This window comes from Mycolicibacterium sp. P4_G11, assembly GCF_056555145.1.
Window position 1 is genome coordinate 1 of sequence record NZ_JBFUJW010000016.1, and the last position, 14,922, is coordinate 14,922.

Below are 14,922 nucleotides of genomic sequence, written 5' to 3' on the forward strand. Positions count from 1 at the left end.
AAGGTCTGGGCGTGCACGCCCGTGGAGGTGCGGGTGTCTTTGAGTTCGTCGTCGACGTGGACGGTGCAGGTGATGGAGTCACCGTCGCCTTGGGCGACGATGTTGGGCGACGCTGCCGGTGCGGTGGTGGACAGGACGAGTTTCCAGGGGAGCGTGGCGTGGTCGACGCGTTGCGGCTTGGCGTCCAGGTCGAGGTAGTTGATGTCGGCGTAGGCGCCGGGTTCGCCGGTGATCTCGTAGGTGACGACCTTGGGCTTGAACGGTTTGGCGTCGTCGGCGAAGTTGCGTGGGGTGACGATGACGGGGTTCTGGCCGAAGTAGCCGCGGACGCGTTGCACGGTGAAACCGGCGACGAGGGCCACGGCGAGGATGAGCAGCGGGATCCACGCCTTCTTGAGCGCAGTGCCGATCACGCTGCGAACACCATGGTCGACTGCACTTGCTGCTCCCCGCTTCCTGACCCTGACCGAGACAGATTAGGTCATTTAAGTGTTAGATTAGACCAGTTAAGTTAATCATGGGAAACCTCCCGCTGTGGGTGGCTCGTATCACCGTAGCCGGTAGTGCGCAGCGGATCGAACCAAATACGCAGCAGTTCAATGGGATTGAACATGCGGCGACGACTGTTCAGGGAGCAGGGGCAGATGGCAACCAGCACGAATAGACTCCGTCACATGAAGGCACGCACTCTGGTCGCAGTTGCGGGCGCCGCGGCGGCAGCAATCACGATGGCCGTCCCTGCTCAGGCCGACCCCGACACCGATTTCGCCAACCAGCTGCACACCTATGGGATCTACGGTCCCAAGGACTACAACGCCTGGATCGGCAAGATCACCTGCCAGCGGCTCGACAACAACGTCGACCACAGCGCCACCGACTCGGCGGCGTTCCTGAAGAAGAACCTGCCGCGCAACAGCAGCTCGGAGCAGCAGGTCTACCAGTTCCTCAACGCCGCGTTCGACACGTATTGCCCGGAGAAGCACGACCTGCTGGTCGCGCTCGCGCACTAGCCGCCAGGGTTGCCCCGCGCCTGACCCAAGGTCAGGCCGGGCCCTTGCCGTTGTCGACGCGGTACACCGAACCGTGAATCGCGGCGGCGTCGTCGCTGGCCAGGAACGCGATGACGTTCGCCACGTCCCGCGGCTCCATGAAGCCACGCGGAGCGGCGATCCGCATGATCAGATCCCAGTCGGCGTTCTCGGGTGCCGCGAACTCGGTGACCTGGGCGGTCAGCATGCCACCCGGACACACCGCGTTGACCCGCAGTTTTTCCTTGGTGTATTCCACGGCCAGCGCCCGCGTCAGCCCGATCAGCCCATGCTTGGCGGCGCAGTAGCCGGCCGAGTAGATCTCGCCTTCGACCCCCGCGATCGACGAGACGTTGACGATGTTGCCGCCGTTCTCCAGCAGCTGCGGCAGCGCCGCCCGGGTCAGATAGAACGGGCCGTTCAGGTTCACCGCGAGGTCGCGGTCCCAGTCGTCATCGGTCACCGACAGGGTGTGCCGCATCACGTGGAATCCCGCCACGTTCACCAGCACGTCCAGCCGGCCGAACTTCGCGATGCAGTCCTCGACGGCCTGCCGGCAGGCGTCGGCCGTGCTGATGTCCACCGCAGAGAACGCGCCACCGGGCTCGTCGCCGTAGGCGTCGGCGAACACCGTTGCCATCCGCTCGGCATCACGCGCGATACCGAAGACCGATGCGCCGCGTTCGGCGAAAACCTTGACCGTGGCGGCGCCCAAGCCGGCCGAGGCGCCCGTGATCAATGCAACTTTCCCGCTGAGTGAACTCATACGGTGACTTTCTCACGCCGCGGCCGAGTCGCCTGCGATACTCAGGCGGTGAAAATGAAACGTGTTCTCGCTATCGTTTCGAGCTTTGGTTTCGCCGCAGCGGGCGCACTCCTCTCGGCAGCTGCGCCGGCGCATGCCGACATCCGGCTGCCCGAGGGGATCTACACCTTCATCCAGGAGGGCACGCCGATCAGCGTGTGGACCATCTATCCGGTCTGTGCCCCGACCGTTGGCGATCTGCGCAACAACATGGAACTGCCGGTGGGTTGCCTCGTGCACATCGGGTCCGACCAGTACGGCGCAACCTACGGCGGCGACGCCCGGCAGACCGGCGGCGAGGGGCACTGGGCGTTCACCCAGACCGACCTCCAGGGCTTCACGTGCCCGGACGGATCCAAGTCCAAGGTCGTCGAGAACTACGAGTTCGAGGACACCAACTGGACCGGCACCCGGACCATCATGAACGCCGAACAGTGCGGCGCGCAGGCGGCCATGGTCAAGAAGTCCTTCCGGCTGGAATTCCAGAAGCCGCTGCCGATTCCGGTGCAGCAGTACCCGCTGTTCTGCGACCCCAACGACGGTCTGAAGCGCTGCCGCTGACGGACGTCAGTCCGACCCCGACTCCTCGGCGACGGCGGCGGCCGCTTCGTCGATGATGGCGCGCATCGCGCGTTCGGCGCCGGCCGGATCGCGCAACCGCACGGCGCGGGCCACCTCGTCGTGCAGCGCGATGGCGGCCGGGTTGGGGGAGTCGGGCATCATGCCGTGGTGGGTGCGTCCGGCGAGGATCTCGGAGACCACCGCGTTCAGCGCGCGGAACATCTCGTTGCCGCTGGCCTCCAGCAGGGTCTGATGAAAGATCTTGTCCGCCTGAAGATATGCGGCGAGGTCGCCGTCGCGACCGTGCACAGCCATGTCCGACACGGCGGCGGCCATGATGCGGCACTGGTGTGGATTCGCGCGCTCGGCGGCCAATGCGGCCGCCACCGGTTCGAACCCGCGGCGTAGCTCCGACAACGACACCAGTTGCGCGGCTCGATCGCCCGAATCGAGTCGCCAGCGAATCAGTCTGGGGTCGAACACATTCCAATTCGCCGCGGGCTGAATGGTGATCCCGACCCGGCGGCGCGAGGCGACCATCCCCATCGATTCGAGGACCCGGATCGCTTCCCGCACGACACTGCGGGAGACCCCGTGCTGTGCGCTCACGCCTTCGAGGGTGATGACCTCGCCGGGGGCGTAGGTACCGGATACCACCGCGGTCCCCAGCGCGCCCAGCACGTTGTCGTGCAGAGCGCTGACGTTCGAGGGCGTAACCACGCATAACATCCTGTCATAACTCTGCCTCGCTGGATTAAAACTCATCTATTTCGATTGGGTCTTGAAATAGTCTGACTTTTGAGCCACGCTGTGTGAGTCAAACCACAGCAAGGGCGGGTGTAGTAGATGCCATCACCGATCGTCGTCATGGGCGTTTCCGGATCCGGCAAGTCGACCGTCGGCGCGGCGCTCGCGCAGCGGTTACGCGTGCCGTTCGCCGATGCGGACGACTTCCACCCCGCCGCCAACATCGCGAAGATGGCGGCCGGTCACCCGCTGAACGACAACGACCGCCGGCCCTGGCTCGAAACCATCGGACGGTGGCTCGGGGAGCACTGCGGCGACGGCGGCGTGATGAGCTGTTCGGCCCTCAAGTACCAGTACCGCGTCCAGCTGCGCAGCCACTGCCCGGGCACGCAGTTCCTGCACCTGTTCGGCACCCCCGAGGTCATCGGCGCCCGGCAGGCCAGCCGGCCGGGCCACTTCATGCCGGCGTCGCTGCTGGCCTCACAGTTCGAAACCCTGGAGCCACTGCGAGCCGATGAGGCCGGCGTCGTCATCGACGTCGGGCAGAGCATCGATTCGATTGTCGACGAATACATTTCACGCACCGGAGGCGACCACCGGGGCGAGCGGAGCGACGGGGAGAACATCTGATGGGCACCTCATTCCTGGCTGACGCGCCCAAACTCGTCGAGCCCGTCGGCTCGGCCACCCAGCTGATCCTGGCGTTCGTCGTCGGCATCAGCGTCATCGTCGTACTCATCACGCTGGTCAAACTGCACCCGTTCCTGGCGCTGATCTTCGGCGGCCTGACGGTGGGACTGACAGCCGGAGAGAACCTCACCGCCGTCCTCAAATCGTTCTCCGACGGCTTCGGGAGCACGGCGGCCGGCGTGGGCATCCTGATCGCCCTCGGCGCGATGTTCGCCAAACTGCTCGCCGACTCGGGTGGCGCCGACGAGATCGTCGACACCATCGTCGGAGCCGCCTCGCCCCGCGCCCTGCCCTGGGCGATGGCGCTGGTGGGCGCGATCATCGGGCTGCCGATGTTCTTCGAGATCGGTCTGGTGCTGCTGATGCCGGTCATCTATCTGGTGGCCCGACGCTCGCAGCAGTCGCTGATCACCATCGGCATCCCGGCGCTGGCGGGCCTGTCGGCCATGCACGGTTTCGTGCCGCCGCATCCCGGGCCGCTGACCGCTGTCGGGCTACTCAACGCGGACCTCGGCGTCACGCTCGGGCTCGGGGTGCTGGTCGCCGTTCCGACGATCATCGTCGCGGGCCCGCTGTTCGGCCGGCTGGCCGGCAAATGGGTCGTCGTCGCGGCGCCGGACACCTTCGACACCGATCCGGAAGCCCTTCGGGCACACGGCAAACGACCACGCTTCAGCGTCACGCTGGGCTCGGTGCTGCTGCCGGTCGCGCTCATGCTGGGCAAGGCCCTCGTCGACATCTTCATCGACGACAAGACGCAGTGGTTCCGCCGGATCTTCGACGCGGTGGGCACCCCGCTGGTCGCGCTGCTCATCGCCGTCGTGGTCGGCACCGTCACCCTCGGCCGCGGCGCGGGGATGGATCGCGCTGCGGTCACCAAGTGCATCGAGTCGAGCCTGCCCCCGGTCGCGGGCATCTTCCTGATCGTCGCCGCCGGCGGCGGATTCAAACAGGTTCTGGTGGACACCGGCATCGGCACGATGCTGGCGCGCTGGGCAGAAGGCGTGCACATCTCCGTGCTCGTGCTGGCATGGCTGCTCGCCGTCCTGATCCGGCTGGCCACCGGGTCGGCCACCGTCGCCACCATCACGGCGTCGTCGCTGATTCTGGGCCTGGTCCACGGGATGGACTCCGGCGAGCTGTCGTTGGTGGTGCTGGCCGTCGGTGCCGGCTCGCTGTTCTTCTCGCACGTGAACGACGCGGGCTTCTGGTTGGTCAAGGAGTACTTCAAGCTCAGCGTCGGCCAGACGATCAAGACCTGGTCGATCATGGAGACCGTGCTCTCGGTGTCGGGCCTGGCCGCGGTCCTGATCCTGGATATCTTCGTCTAGCTCAGCGCAGCTGTTTCTGAACGACGATGTGCGCCACGGGAATCGGCATCGGGCGCGGTGCGGCGGACAGCAGGTCGACCAGCGCGGCCTCCAGGGCATCGGAGAGCTGACATCGCCTCGCCGGGTCGGCCGGGTCCAACGCATCCAGGAGCGTGTCGAACACCGCCGCTCTGGTGAACCCGACCCAGCTCTTCGCGAAAGCTGTTGCGTCACCGTCATTCTGGTACTGAAGCCAGAAGCGGTCCGGCTCGTCGGCAACCGTCAAATGGGTGATCTGCAGCCGCTCGAAGCGCCCCGACGGGGCGAACGGTGACCGGAAGTCGGCTTCACTGCGGCCCACGATCGGCAGCTGCATGCGCCGCAGTTCATCGTCGGTGACCAGCCGTTGCACCCGCAGCTCGGCCAGCGCATGCATGATCCCGTCGAAAAGCGGCTCGAGACCGGGGCGTCCGTCGTCGTGCTGACCCATCGTCATGATGACCAGGCGCCCGCCCGGGCTCAACTCGCGGCCGCGGAATGCGATGAATTCGTGCCAGTCGTGCGCCGCCTGCCGTGCGCACGCGGCGCGCACCTGGGCGTCGGCGCTGAAGGACGCCTGGACGTGATCGGGGATGTCGGCCGGCATGCGGCTGAGCCAGTGGATGGCCCACGCCGACCATCCCACGTGCACGCCGTCCGACGGCAGAATCTGGCTGAGATACGAACGCCCCACCGCCGAGGCGTACGTGGCCCGGTCGGTGCGCAGGTAGCTGAACGGGTCGTCGCGCAGGGTCCGGAACAGGGCGCTGAAATCGTTGTCGGGGATGTCGGTGTGCGTCACCACGATGGGATGCTCGGGCCGGATACGTTTGCGCAAGGCGGCGATGCCCGCGCCGATCGGCAGCAGGCCGTTATGCGCGTTGCCCGAGCCGTACTCGGCGATCACCACCGGATGCGGTGCCGCCGGGAGCGGCACCTCGGCGGCAGCCTGTTCGAAAAGCTTTGTGGCCGTGCGGAGTCCGACGGTCTGCAGACGCGAGCTCCCGAGCGGGTCGGGCTGCACCACCACGCTGGACTCGGGCATGTCTCACGGTAGCGCCTCAACCGCTTGAGCGCGTGACAGACTGCGGGCATGAGTCGCTGGACTGCGCCGAGGGTGCTCACCGTGGCCGCCGTTACGACGATGGTCATGGCGGCCGTCGCATTCATCGTCGCGCTCATCCTCAACGCGTTCGTCTTCGACGATTTCGATGCCTACGGCGAGGTTCCGATCCCCGGTTCGGGCACAGTGCACCTGCCGGCCGGCACCGCGACCATCAGCTTGCACACGATGGTGATCGGCAGTGGCGGCGGGCTTCCCGTCCCGAAGATGTCGATCGGCATCGTGCCGCCGACCGGCGTGCCGGACCCGGCGCTGACCGAGGACATCAGCGGCAGCACGACCATCAACAACGACGCCCACGTCCGGGTCTGGTTTGCGCAGGTCGCGGCAGAGGGCGACTACGCCATCACCACCGACGGCAACGTGACCGCCTACGTCAACCCGACGCTCGCGTTCGGACACGACACCCCGTATGGGCACCTGCCGCTGGTGTTCGGCGTGACCTTCGGTGGGGCGACCGTCGTGCTGGTCCTCGCGCGGGTGTGGGCGTCACGGGCGCGACGCCCGATTCAGCGCAGCGCCTTCGAGATAGACCTCGGCTAGTGGCCGCGGGCCACCCATTCGTCGTAGTTGACCAGCTCGCCGCCGATGGTGGTGGTGTCACCGTGCCCGGTGTAGACGACGGTGTCGTCGGGCAGCTTGCCGAGCTTGTCTGAGATCGACGCCAGGATGGTCGGGAAATCCGAGTACGAGCGGCCGGTCGCGCCGGGGCCGCCGTGGAACAGGGTGTCGCCGGAGATCACCGCCCCCAGTTCCGGGATGTGCCAGCACACCGAACCGGGGGAGTGCCCGGGAGTGTGGATGGCCTTGATCTCGAGCCCGCCGACGGTGAGCACCTGGTCGTCGCCCACGGTGTGAAAAGGGTTGTCCGGGTGGACGACCCGCCACAGCATCTCGTCGGCCGGATGCAGCAGCACCGGGGCGTCGAGCGCTGCCGACAGCTCCGGGGCGACCGTGATGTGGTCGTTGTGGCCGTGGGTGCAGACCCGCCCACGAGCCAGATGTTGTTGTCGACGTCCCAGGTGCCGCCGTCCAGGCTGAAGGTGCCGCTGGTGACTACCCGCTGGATATTGCTCACTTCAGGACCACCACCGACCGCAGCACCTCACCGCTGTGCATCTTGTGGAAGGCATCTTCGATCTGGTCGAGCCCGATGCGCTCGCTGACGAACTTGTCCAGCGGCAGCCGGCCCTGCAGGTACAGGCTGATGAGGGTGGGGAAGTCGCGCTCGGGCAGGCAGTCGCCGTACCAGGACGACTTGAGGGCGCCGCCGTGGGAGAAGAAGTCCACCAGCGGCATCTCGAGCTTCATGTCGGGCGTCGGAACACCAACGAGCACAACGGTTCCCGCGAGGTCGCGGGCGTAGAACGCCTGCTTCCAGGTCTCGGGCCGGCCGACGGCGTCGATCACCACGTCGGCGCCGTTGCCGTCGGTCAGGTCCTTGATGGTCTCGACGGGGTCGAGGTCGCGGGCGTTGATGGTGTGGGTGGCGCCGAATTCGCGGGCCCAGTGCAGCTTCTTGTTGTCGGTGTCGACGGCGATGATCCGCTTGGCGCCGACCAGCGCCGCACCGGCGATGGCCGCGTCACCGACGCCGCCGCAGCCGATGACCGCGACGGTGTCGTCGCGGGACACGTTGCCGGTGTTGATGGCGGCGCCGATGCCGGCCATCACGCCGCAGCCCAGCAGCCCGGCGACGGCCGGGTCGGCTTCGGAATCGACCTTGGTGCACTGGCGCTCATGCACGAGGGTCTTGTCGGCGAAGGCGCCGATGCCCAGGGCGGGGGTCAGTTCGGTGCCGTCGGTCAGCGTCATCTTCTGGGTGGCGTTGAACGTGTCGAAGCACAGGTGCGGGCGGCCGCGCTTGCAGGCCCGGCACTCGCCGCAGACGGCCCGCCAGTTGAGGATGACGAAGTCGCCCGGCTCGACGTGCGTGACGCCCGCGCCGACCGACTCGACGGTGCCCGCGGCCTCGTGGCCGAGCAGGAACGGGTATTCGTCGTTGATGCCGCCCTCACGGTAGGTGAGGTCGGTATGGCACACGCCGCAAGCGATGATGTCGACGACGACCTCGCCGGGTCCGGGATCGGGGATGACGATGTCGACCAGTTCGATGGGCTGCTTCTTGGCCCGGGAAATCACACCACGCACTGTCTGACTCATGGCTATAACCTAATGCCTCGCGCAATTATTGGAATAGTGTCCAGACAAATGTCTGGTTAACGGTGCGTTGGCCCTCGCCCGTGGACATTTTGTCCTATGACAGGGTCGTGATGTGACCGCACTCGAGCTACTTGATTCCTGGCGGGTACCGAGTGCCGCGGCCGCGGTCGTGTCGCCGGCGGGTGTGCTCGCCGCGCACGGACCCGTCGACCGGGCGTTCCGGCTCGCGTCGGTGACCAAGCCGCTGGTGGCCCGCGCCGCGCAGATCGCGGTCGAAGAGGGCGTCGTCGACTTGGACACCCCGGCCGGCCCGCCGGGGTCGACGGTGCGGCACCTGCTTGCGCACACCTCGGGGCTGGCGATGCTGACGCCCGACGCCATTGCCACGCCCGGCTCCCGGCGCATCTACTCCAACGCCGGGTTCGCGGTCCTGGCTCACGTGCTGCAACACGAGTCGGGCATCGAATTCGGGCAGTACCTGCGCGAAGCGGTATTCGAGCCACTGGGCATGAGTGATTCCGACCTGCCGGGTGGGTCCGACACCGCGGGTTACGGCGCCTGGTCGACCGTGACCGATCTCGCGGCGTTCGCCGGTGACCTGCTGCGTCCGGCTCTGGTGTCGGCACCGATGCATGCCGACGCGATCTCGGTGCAGTTCCCCGGCCTGGACGGCGTGCTGCCGGGATTCGGATCGCAGCGGCCCAACGACTGGGGTCTGGGCTTCGAGATCCGGGACGGCAAGAGCCCGCACTGGACGGCTGCGGGCAACTCGGCGAGGACGTTCGGCCACTTCGGCCAGTCCGGCACGTTCCTCTGGGTCGATCCGGAAGTAGACCTGGCGCTGATCGTGCTGACCGACCGCGATTTCGGGGACTGGACGCACGCGGTGTGGCCCGAGGTGTCCGCCGCTGTGCTGCGCGAGTTCGCCGGCTAGGGGAGTTCGCTTAGCGGACGACGCCGATCATGCTGTCGATCCAGCCGCGCGCGAAGAACAGCAGGAACCCGGCGGCGACGATCCACAGCAGCGGGCTGATCTCCTTGATGCGGCCCGACGCCGCGCGCAGCACCGCCCACGCGATGAAGCCGACGCCGATGCCGTTGGCGATCGAGTAGGACAGCGGCATCACGGCCACGGTCAGCACCACCGGCAGCGCCACCGAGAAGTCGGAGAAGTCAATCTCGCGCAGCACCGAGACCATCAGGGTGCCGACGATCACCAGCGCGGCGGCCGCGACCTCGGTGGGCACGATCTCCGTCAGCGGGGTCAAGAACATTGCGGCCAAGAACAATCCGCCGGTCACCAGGCTCGCCAGGCCGGTGCGGGCGCCTTCGCCGATGCCGGTGCCGGATTCGACGAACACCGTGTTGGATGACGCCGACACCGCGCCGCCGACGACCGCACCGGTGCCCTCGATCACCAGTGCCGACTGCAGGCGCGGGAAGTTGCCGTGTTCATCGGCCAGACCGGCCTGCCGCGACAGGCCCGTCATGGTGCCCATGGCGTCGAAGAAGTTGGTGAACAGCAGCGTGAACACCAGCATGAGTGCGGCGATGGCGCCGATCCGGCCGAAGCTGCCGAAGTCCACGTGACCGATCAGCGACAGGTTGGGCACCGCGAACGGGGAACCGGACAGCGTCGGCACCGACAGGCTCCAGCCGCCCGGCTTTTCGGTGGCCGAGCCGAGGTGCCAGATCGCCTCGATGATCGCGGCCAGCGCGGTACCCGAGATCAGGCCGATCAGGATGCCGCCGCGCACCTTGCGCGCCACCAGGACACCTGAGGTCAGCAGGGTGAACACGAAGACGAGGGTGGGGATCGCGCGGACCGATCCGCTGCCGCCGGCGCCCAGTCCCAGCGGCGGCGACGGATGGCCCGTCGACGCGACGAAACCGGCGTTGACCAGTCCGATGAACATGATGAACAGCCCGATGCCTGCGGTGATGGCCAGTTTCAGCGGCATGGGCACCGCGTCGAAGATCATGCGGCGCAGGCCTGTGACCGCCATCGCGACGATGATCAGGCCTTCGATCACCACCAGCCCCATGGCTTCCGGCCAGGTCAGGACGCCCACCACGGAGCTGGCCAGGAACGAGTTGATGCCCAGCCCGGCGGCGAACGCGAAGGGGAGGCGGGCAACGACGCCGAACAGGATCGTCATGGCGCCGGCCGCGAGCGACGTCACCGCGGAGACCTGGCCGAACGCGAGCTTGTGCCCGGCGATATCTGCCGTGCTCGACAGGATGATGGGGTTCAGCACGATGATGTACGCCATCGCGATGAAGGTCACCGCGCCGCCGCGCAGTTCAGCGGCGACGGTCGAGCCGCGCGCGGAGATCTCGAAGAACCGGTCCAGGGCAGTCACCGTTAGAAGATAGATGGCGGCCTGACACTCCGTTCGAGTGTTGGCTTGTGTTCGAGGTCCGCCCGATTCTCCGACCACAAGTCAACACTGGGCGTGTGTTTCTGAGGCTGCGCTGAGAGATTGCGCGACAGACTAGCGCAACAGGGGTCTCACACGGCACAATAGACACGCACTAAACAACTGCAACATTTCGGCAACACCAGGTCGTTGGGGAAGACGTCCCTCGTGTAGCTGAAGGAGCAGATGATGCGTGCGTCGAACCAACTCGCCGACGCGACGACTGGCGTGGTGTACATCCACGCCTCTCCCGCGGCGGTATGCCCGCACGTTGAGTGGGCGCTGTCGTCGACCCTGTCGGCGCGGGCGAACCTGAAATGGACGCCCCAACCCGCCATGCCCGGTCAGCTGCGCGCCATCACCAACTGGATGGGGCCCGTCGGCACCGGAGCCCAGCTCGCCAGCGCCCTGCGCTCGTGGACAGTGCTGCGCTTCGAGGTGACCGAGGACCCGAGCGCAGGCGTCGATGGACATCGCTGGTGCCACACCCCGACCCTGGGCCTGTGGAGCGGTTCGATGAGCGCCAACGGTGACACCATGGTCGGCGAGCAGCGCCTGCGCACGCTCATGTCGTCGGGCGCCGACACGCTCGCCGCCGAACTCGACACCGTGCTCGGCACCGCCTGGGACGAGGCTCTGGAGCCTTACCGCGGCGGCGGCGCCGAGGTCGGCGAAGTCAGCTGGCTGAACCGGGGCGTCGGCTAGCGCGCGCTGGTCTCCCTTGACATGTTCGGATGGGGGCCGTCAGCTTTCCTTGACGGACGACCAGTTGTTTGGGTTCGGCCGCCAGCCGGTAGGCGTCCTCGCTGAACTCCCGTGAATGGGCGTGATCGCCCGTGATGAACAGCATCGGGCGCGGCGAGATGGTCTCGATGTCGTTGAACGGGTAGAAGTTCATGAATTTGACGTTGCTGGTCAGCGTCGGATGCGTTGTGGTGTTCGCGCGGTAGCCGCGTGCGGTGCGGTAGAAGTCGTAGAACTCGCGCTCGATCGGTGTCGACTGCGAGGTGAGCTCTTCCGGTGTGCCGGACGTGAATTCCGTTTGGCCTCCAGCGAATTCGACATCGCGTTGTTGTGCGGCCTGCGCGATGATCTGTTGGCGCTGCGCCGGGCTGAGGCCGTTGCGCAGACCGTCACGGTTGGCGGCGCCCATGTCGTACATGCTGACGGTGGCGACGGCCTTGATGCGGGGGTCGATCTTGGCGGCGCTGATCACGAAACTGCCACTGCCGCAGACCCCGATCGCGCCGATCCGCTCCCGGTCTACGAACGGCTGAGCGCGCAGGTAATCCGTGGCGGCGCTGAAATCCTCGGCGTAGATGTCCGGCGACACGGCGTTGCGCGGCTGGCCTTCGCTCTCGCCCCAGAACGACAGATCCAGTGACATCGTGACGAATCCCTGCTCTGCCATCTTGGTGGCGTACAGGTTGGCGCTCTGTTCCTTGACCGCTCCCATGGGGTGTCCGACGACGAGAGCCGCGGATTTCTCGTTGCGGTTCAGGCCTTTCGGGACGAACAAATTGCCGGTGACGTTCATCCGATACTGATTCGTGAACGTCACCTTCTGCACGTCGACCCGGTCGCTCACGTAGAAATTGTCGGCGCCTCTGGAGATGTCGCCCGGTGCCAGGCTCGGTGGTGTGGTGGCGTTGGGCTTTTTCGACTCGCAACCAGATGCCGCCAGCAGCGCGAGTAGCACTGCACCTGCGGCCAGCCGCATCATGGGGCGTCGAACGAAAGTGGTTCCGGTGGAAGTCATTTGGAAGCTCCTGGGGTAGTGGCTCATGCGACGGCGACGGCGACGGCGGCGGACTCGTGCGCGGGGCGTATGGCATGGGGTCGGGGCCGGCGCGCGATCAGGACTGCGAGTGGGATGAGTGCCGATCCCGTGATCGCGGCACCGAGAACCGCCGGTCCGGTCACGCCCAACGAGCTCGACAGGGTGGCTGCGGCCAGGGCGGAGCCGCCGGCGGTGCCGAGGTTGAATGCGGCTGTGGCGAGCGATGACGCCAGGGCGGAACCGCCGGCATGCTGCAGCGTCTGGGCGATCAGCACCGGATTGGCTCCCAGGCCGCAGGCACCCAGGAGCACGACCATCACGACCGCCATGACGGAGTGCTGGGCGGTGATGGCCAGGACCAGCATTCCGGCCGCCGACGATGCCACCGCGACCGCGATCGTGGCCAACGGGTGTCGGTCGCCGAAGCGGCCACCGACCGCGGTGCCGATCAGCGCACCGATGCCGAACGCGACCAGCACCACGGGCACCAGCGACAGTGGGATACCGGCGCGGTCCGTCAGCAGCGGGCTGATGAAGCTGTACATGCCGAGAAACCCGGCCTGAGCGAGCACGATGACCGCAAGCACGACCCAGGTCCGCCACGGGCGCAGCGCTGCGATTTCACTGCGCACCGACACTTCGGACGACGCTTCGCCGACAGTCGCGGGCGCCAACCGCAGCACAGCGACACCGATGACCAACGCCAGCGCCGCCAGCATCCAGAATGGTCCGCGCCAGCCCATGAACAAGCTCGCGAAAGTGCCGAGCGGTACACCGGCGACCACTGCGAGACTCAGGCCACCCGACATGACTGCCAAGGCCCGGGCGCTGGCACCGGGACCCGCCACCGCGGTGGCGACCACCGCGCCGACCGCCCAGAAGGTACCGGTGGCCAGTGCGGTGATCACTCGCGAGACCGTCACGACGGCGAACGAATCACTGAGTGCGGCGACGACATGCCCTGCCGCGAACACCGTCAACGCGCCGATGAGCGTTGCGCGCGCGGGCAGTCGCAGCGTCGCCAGCGCCATCACCGGCGGGCCGACGATCATTCCGACTGCGAACGCGGTGATGAGCAGGCCGGCGCGGGTGACATCGACGCCGAGGTCGGATGCCACATCGGGGAGTAGGCCGGCCAGCATGAACTCCGTCGTCCCCATCAGGAAGATGCCGGCTGCCACGACGTACACCAGCTTCGGGAGCCGGGTCGGTTGTGTTGTGTATTGCATGCTCACCAGGCAACGCGAATCCGGCGGCGTCAGGGAGTCACTGACGAGACGTGCACTGACAGGGCATCCCTCGAACCCGATTCCCGTCGTACCGTCGACAGGGTGAACAACCGAGACGAGGTGCGTGAGTTCCTGACCTCGCGACGCGCCAAAGTCACCCCGCAGCAGGCGGGGCTGCCGGTGAGTGGCCACCGCCGGGTGCCGGGCCTGCGCCGGGGCGAGGTCGCCGCGCTGGCCGGTGTCAGCGTCGAGTACTACTCCAAGCTGGAACGTGGGTCACTGGGCGGTGTTTCGGCGTCGGTGCTCGACGCGCTGGCCCGGGCGCTGCAACTCGATGATGCCGAACGTGCACACCTGTTCCATCTCGCCCATGCCGCCGACGGAACGAGCGCGGGGATGCGGCCGCGGCGCCGGCCGACGGCGCGCTGGATTCCGCGGCCCGCGCTGCAGTGGGTGCTCGACGGCATCCAGCCGCCGGCCATCATCCGTAACGGCCGCATGGATCTGCTGGCCACCAACCATCTGGGCCGTGCCATGCATGCCGACCTCTATGACGGCGAGCCGGGAGATGTGCCGAATTTCGCTCGCTACACCTTCCTGAACGACGACGCGCATCGTTTCTATCCGGACTGGGGCACCGCCGCCGACACCTGCGTCGCGATTCTGCGCACCGAGGCCGGGCGCGATCCGCACGACAAAGCACTGCATGATCTGGTTGGCGAATTATCCACCCGCAGTGAGGAATTCCGGCGGCGCTGGAGTTCCCACAATGTGCGTCTGCATGGCGCCGGAATCAAGCATTTCCATCACACGGTCGTCGGCAACCTGGAGCTGGCCTACGAGAGTGTCGACATGATCTCCGATCCCGGGCTCACGCTGACCGTCTATGTCGCCGAGCCCGCGTCGCCGACTGCACATGCCCTTGATCTGCTCGCGTCGTGGGCCGGTACGCCGGCGCAGGCCGTCGAGCAATCCGAAACCATTTGAAGGAGAACACATGCAGGTTTCACGCGCATCGCGATTCAGT

At 66.9% G+C, this 14,922-nt stretch carries 16 protein-coding genes and 1 pseudogene; 8 read left to right on the forward strand and 9 right to left on the reverse strand.

The window, feature by feature from the left end:
• Positions 1 to 413 (reverse strand): MmpS family transport accessory protein (locus AC1U2B_RS27295; RefSeq protein WP_480217288.1); only part of this gene is annotated, 413 nt, incomplete at its 3' end.
• A 261-nt stretch (positions 414 to 674) separates the two neighbouring features.
• On the opposite strand from AC1U2B_RS27295, the gene AC1U2B_RS27300 reads away from it, so the two are divergent.
• A complete protein-coding gene (locus AC1U2B_RS27300; protein WP_043400571.1) occupies positions 675 to 1,010 on the forward strand; it encodes a DUF732 domain-containing protein in 336 nt (111 codons plus the stop codon).
• 31 nt (positions 1,011 to 1,041) lie between these two features.
• On the opposite strand, the gene AC1U2B_RS27305 is transcribed toward AC1U2B_RS27300, so the two are convergent.
• Positions 1,042 to 1,794, reverse strand: a complete 753-nt coding sequence (locus AC1U2B_RS27305; RefSeq protein ID WP_480219249.1) for an SDR family NAD(P)-dependent oxidoreductase — start codon at positions 1,792 to 1,794, stop codon at positions 1,042 to 1,044.
• 54 nt (positions 1,795 to 1,848) lie between these two features.
• Here AC1U2B_RS27305 and AC1U2B_RS27310 point away from each other — a divergent pair, with 54 nt between their 5' ends.
• Complete coding sequence (locus tag AC1U2B_RS27310; protein ID WP_480219250.1) at positions 1,849 to 2,394, forward strand: hypothetical protein; 546 nt, start codon at positions 1,849 to 1,851, stop codon at positions 2,392 to 2,394.
• A 6-nt stretch (positions 2,395 to 2,400) separates the two neighbouring features.
• On the opposite strand, the gene AC1U2B_RS27315 is transcribed toward AC1U2B_RS27310, so the two are convergent.
• Positions 2,401 to 3,114, reverse strand: coding sequence for a FadR/GntR family transcriptional regulator (locus AC1U2B_RS27315; protein WP_377042116.1), 714 nt, complete (start codon positions 3,112 to 3,114; stop codon positions 2,401 to 2,403).
• Between the two features lie 126 nt (positions 3,115 to 3,240).
• Between AC1U2B_RS27315 and AC1U2B_RS27320 the strand changes: the two genes are divergently transcribed.
• Positions 3,241 to 3,771, forward strand: a complete 531-nt coding sequence (locus AC1U2B_RS27320; RefSeq protein WP_480219251.1) for a gluconokinase — start codon at positions 3,241 to 3,243, stop codon at positions 3,769 to 3,771.
• On the forward strand, positions 3,771 to 5,162 hold the full coding sequence (locus tag AC1U2B_RS27325) for a GntP family permease (protein WP_480219252.1): 1,392 nt from the start codon (positions 3,771 to 3,773) through the stop codon (positions 5,160 to 5,162). Before AC1U2B_RS27320 ends, AC1U2B_RS27325 begins: the two co-directional genes overlap by 1 nt.
• Before the next feature lies 1 nt (position 5,163).
• On the opposite strand, the gene AC1U2B_RS27330 is transcribed toward AC1U2B_RS27325, so the two are convergent.
• Positions 5,164 to 6,225, reverse strand: coding sequence for a class I SAM-dependent methyltransferase (locus AC1U2B_RS27330; RefSeq protein WP_260940960.1), 1,062 nt, complete (start codon positions 6,223 to 6,225; stop codon positions 5,164 to 5,166).
• 48 nt (positions 6,226 to 6,273) lie between these two features.
• Between AC1U2B_RS27330 and AC1U2B_RS27335 the strand changes: the two genes are divergently transcribed.
• Complete coding sequence (locus AC1U2B_RS27335; RefSeq protein WP_162625336.1) at positions 6,274 to 6,846, forward strand: SHOCT domain-containing protein; 573 nt, start codon at positions 6,274 to 6,276, stop codon at positions 6,844 to 6,846.
• Here the strand turns inward: AC1U2B_RS27335 and AC1U2B_RS27340 are convergent.
• Both AC1U2B_RS27340 and AC1U2B_RS27345 read right to left on the reverse strand, forming a co-directional pair.
• A pseudogene (locus tag AC1U2B_RS27340) lies at positions 6,843 to 7,381 on the reverse strand (MBL fold metallo-hydrolase). The gene AC1U2B_RS27335 and the pseudogene AC1U2B_RS27340 sit on opposite strands and share 4 nt — an antisense overlap.
• Positions 7,378 to 8,466 carry an S-(hydroxymethyl)mycothiol dehydrogenase gene (locus tag AC1U2B_RS27345; protein ID WP_043986544.1) on the reverse strand — a complete coding sequence of 363 codons (1,089 nt, stop codon included), beginning with the start codon at positions 8,464 to 8,466 and terminating at the stop codon, positions 7,378 to 7,380. The pseudogene AC1U2B_RS27340 and the gene AC1U2B_RS27345 overlap by 4 nt, the downstream one beginning before the upstream one ends.
• A 112-nt stretch (positions 8,467 to 8,578) precedes the next feature.
• Here AC1U2B_RS27345 and AC1U2B_RS27350 point away from each other — a divergent pair, with 112 nt between their 5' ends.
• Positions 8,579 to 9,400 (forward strand): serine hydrolase domain-containing protein, encoded by an 822-nt coding sequence (locus tag AC1U2B_RS27350; RefSeq protein WP_480219253.1) that lies wholly within the window; start codon positions 8,579 to 8,581, stop codon positions 9,398 to 9,400.
• 10 nt (positions 9,401 to 9,410) lie between these two features.
• On the opposite strand, the gene AC1U2B_RS27355 is transcribed toward AC1U2B_RS27350, so the two are convergent.
• Positions 9,411 to 10,829 (reverse strand): NCS2 family permease, encoded by a 1,419-nt coding sequence (locus tag AC1U2B_RS27355; protein WP_480219254.1) that lies wholly within the window; start codon positions 10,827 to 10,829, stop codon positions 9,411 to 9,413.
• 246 nt (positions 10,830 to 11,075) lie between these two features.
• Here AC1U2B_RS27355 and AC1U2B_RS27360 point away from each other — a divergent pair, with 246 nt between their 5' ends.
• Positions 11,076 to 11,591: a DUF3145 domain-containing protein gene (locus AC1U2B_RS27360; RefSeq protein WP_043986570.1), complete on the forward strand. Its 516-nt coding sequence runs from the start codon at positions 11,076 to 11,078 to the stop codon at positions 11,589 to 11,591.
• On the opposite strand, the gene AC1U2B_RS27365 is transcribed toward AC1U2B_RS27360, so the two are convergent.
• Together AC1U2B_RS27365 and AC1U2B_RS27370 are read right to left on the reverse strand one after the other, a co-directional pair.
• Entirely contained in the window at positions 11,563 to 12,645 is a 1,083-nt protein-coding gene (locus AC1U2B_RS27365; RefSeq protein WP_480219255.1) for an alpha/beta hydrolase, read from the reverse strand. The genes AC1U2B_RS27360 and AC1U2B_RS27365 overlap by 29 nt on opposite strands.
• Before the next feature lie 23 nt (positions 12,646 to 12,668).
• Positions 12,669 to 13,895 carry an MFS transporter gene (locus tag AC1U2B_RS27370; RefSeq protein ID WP_480219318.1) on the reverse strand — a complete coding sequence of 409 codons (1,227 nt, stop codon included), beginning with the start codon at positions 13,893 to 13,895 and terminating at the stop codon, positions 12,669 to 12,671.
• 102 nt (positions 13,896 to 13,997) lie between these two features.
• Between AC1U2B_RS27370 and AC1U2B_RS27375 the strand changes: the two genes are divergently transcribed.
• Positions 13,998 to 14,882 carry a helix-turn-helix transcriptional regulator gene (locus AC1U2B_RS27375; RefSeq protein WP_480219256.1) on the forward strand — a complete coding sequence of 295 codons (885 nt, stop codon included), beginning with the start codon at positions 13,998 to 14,000 and terminating at the stop codon, positions 14,880 to 14,882.
• Positions 14,883 to 14,922: the final 40 nt, after the last annotated feature.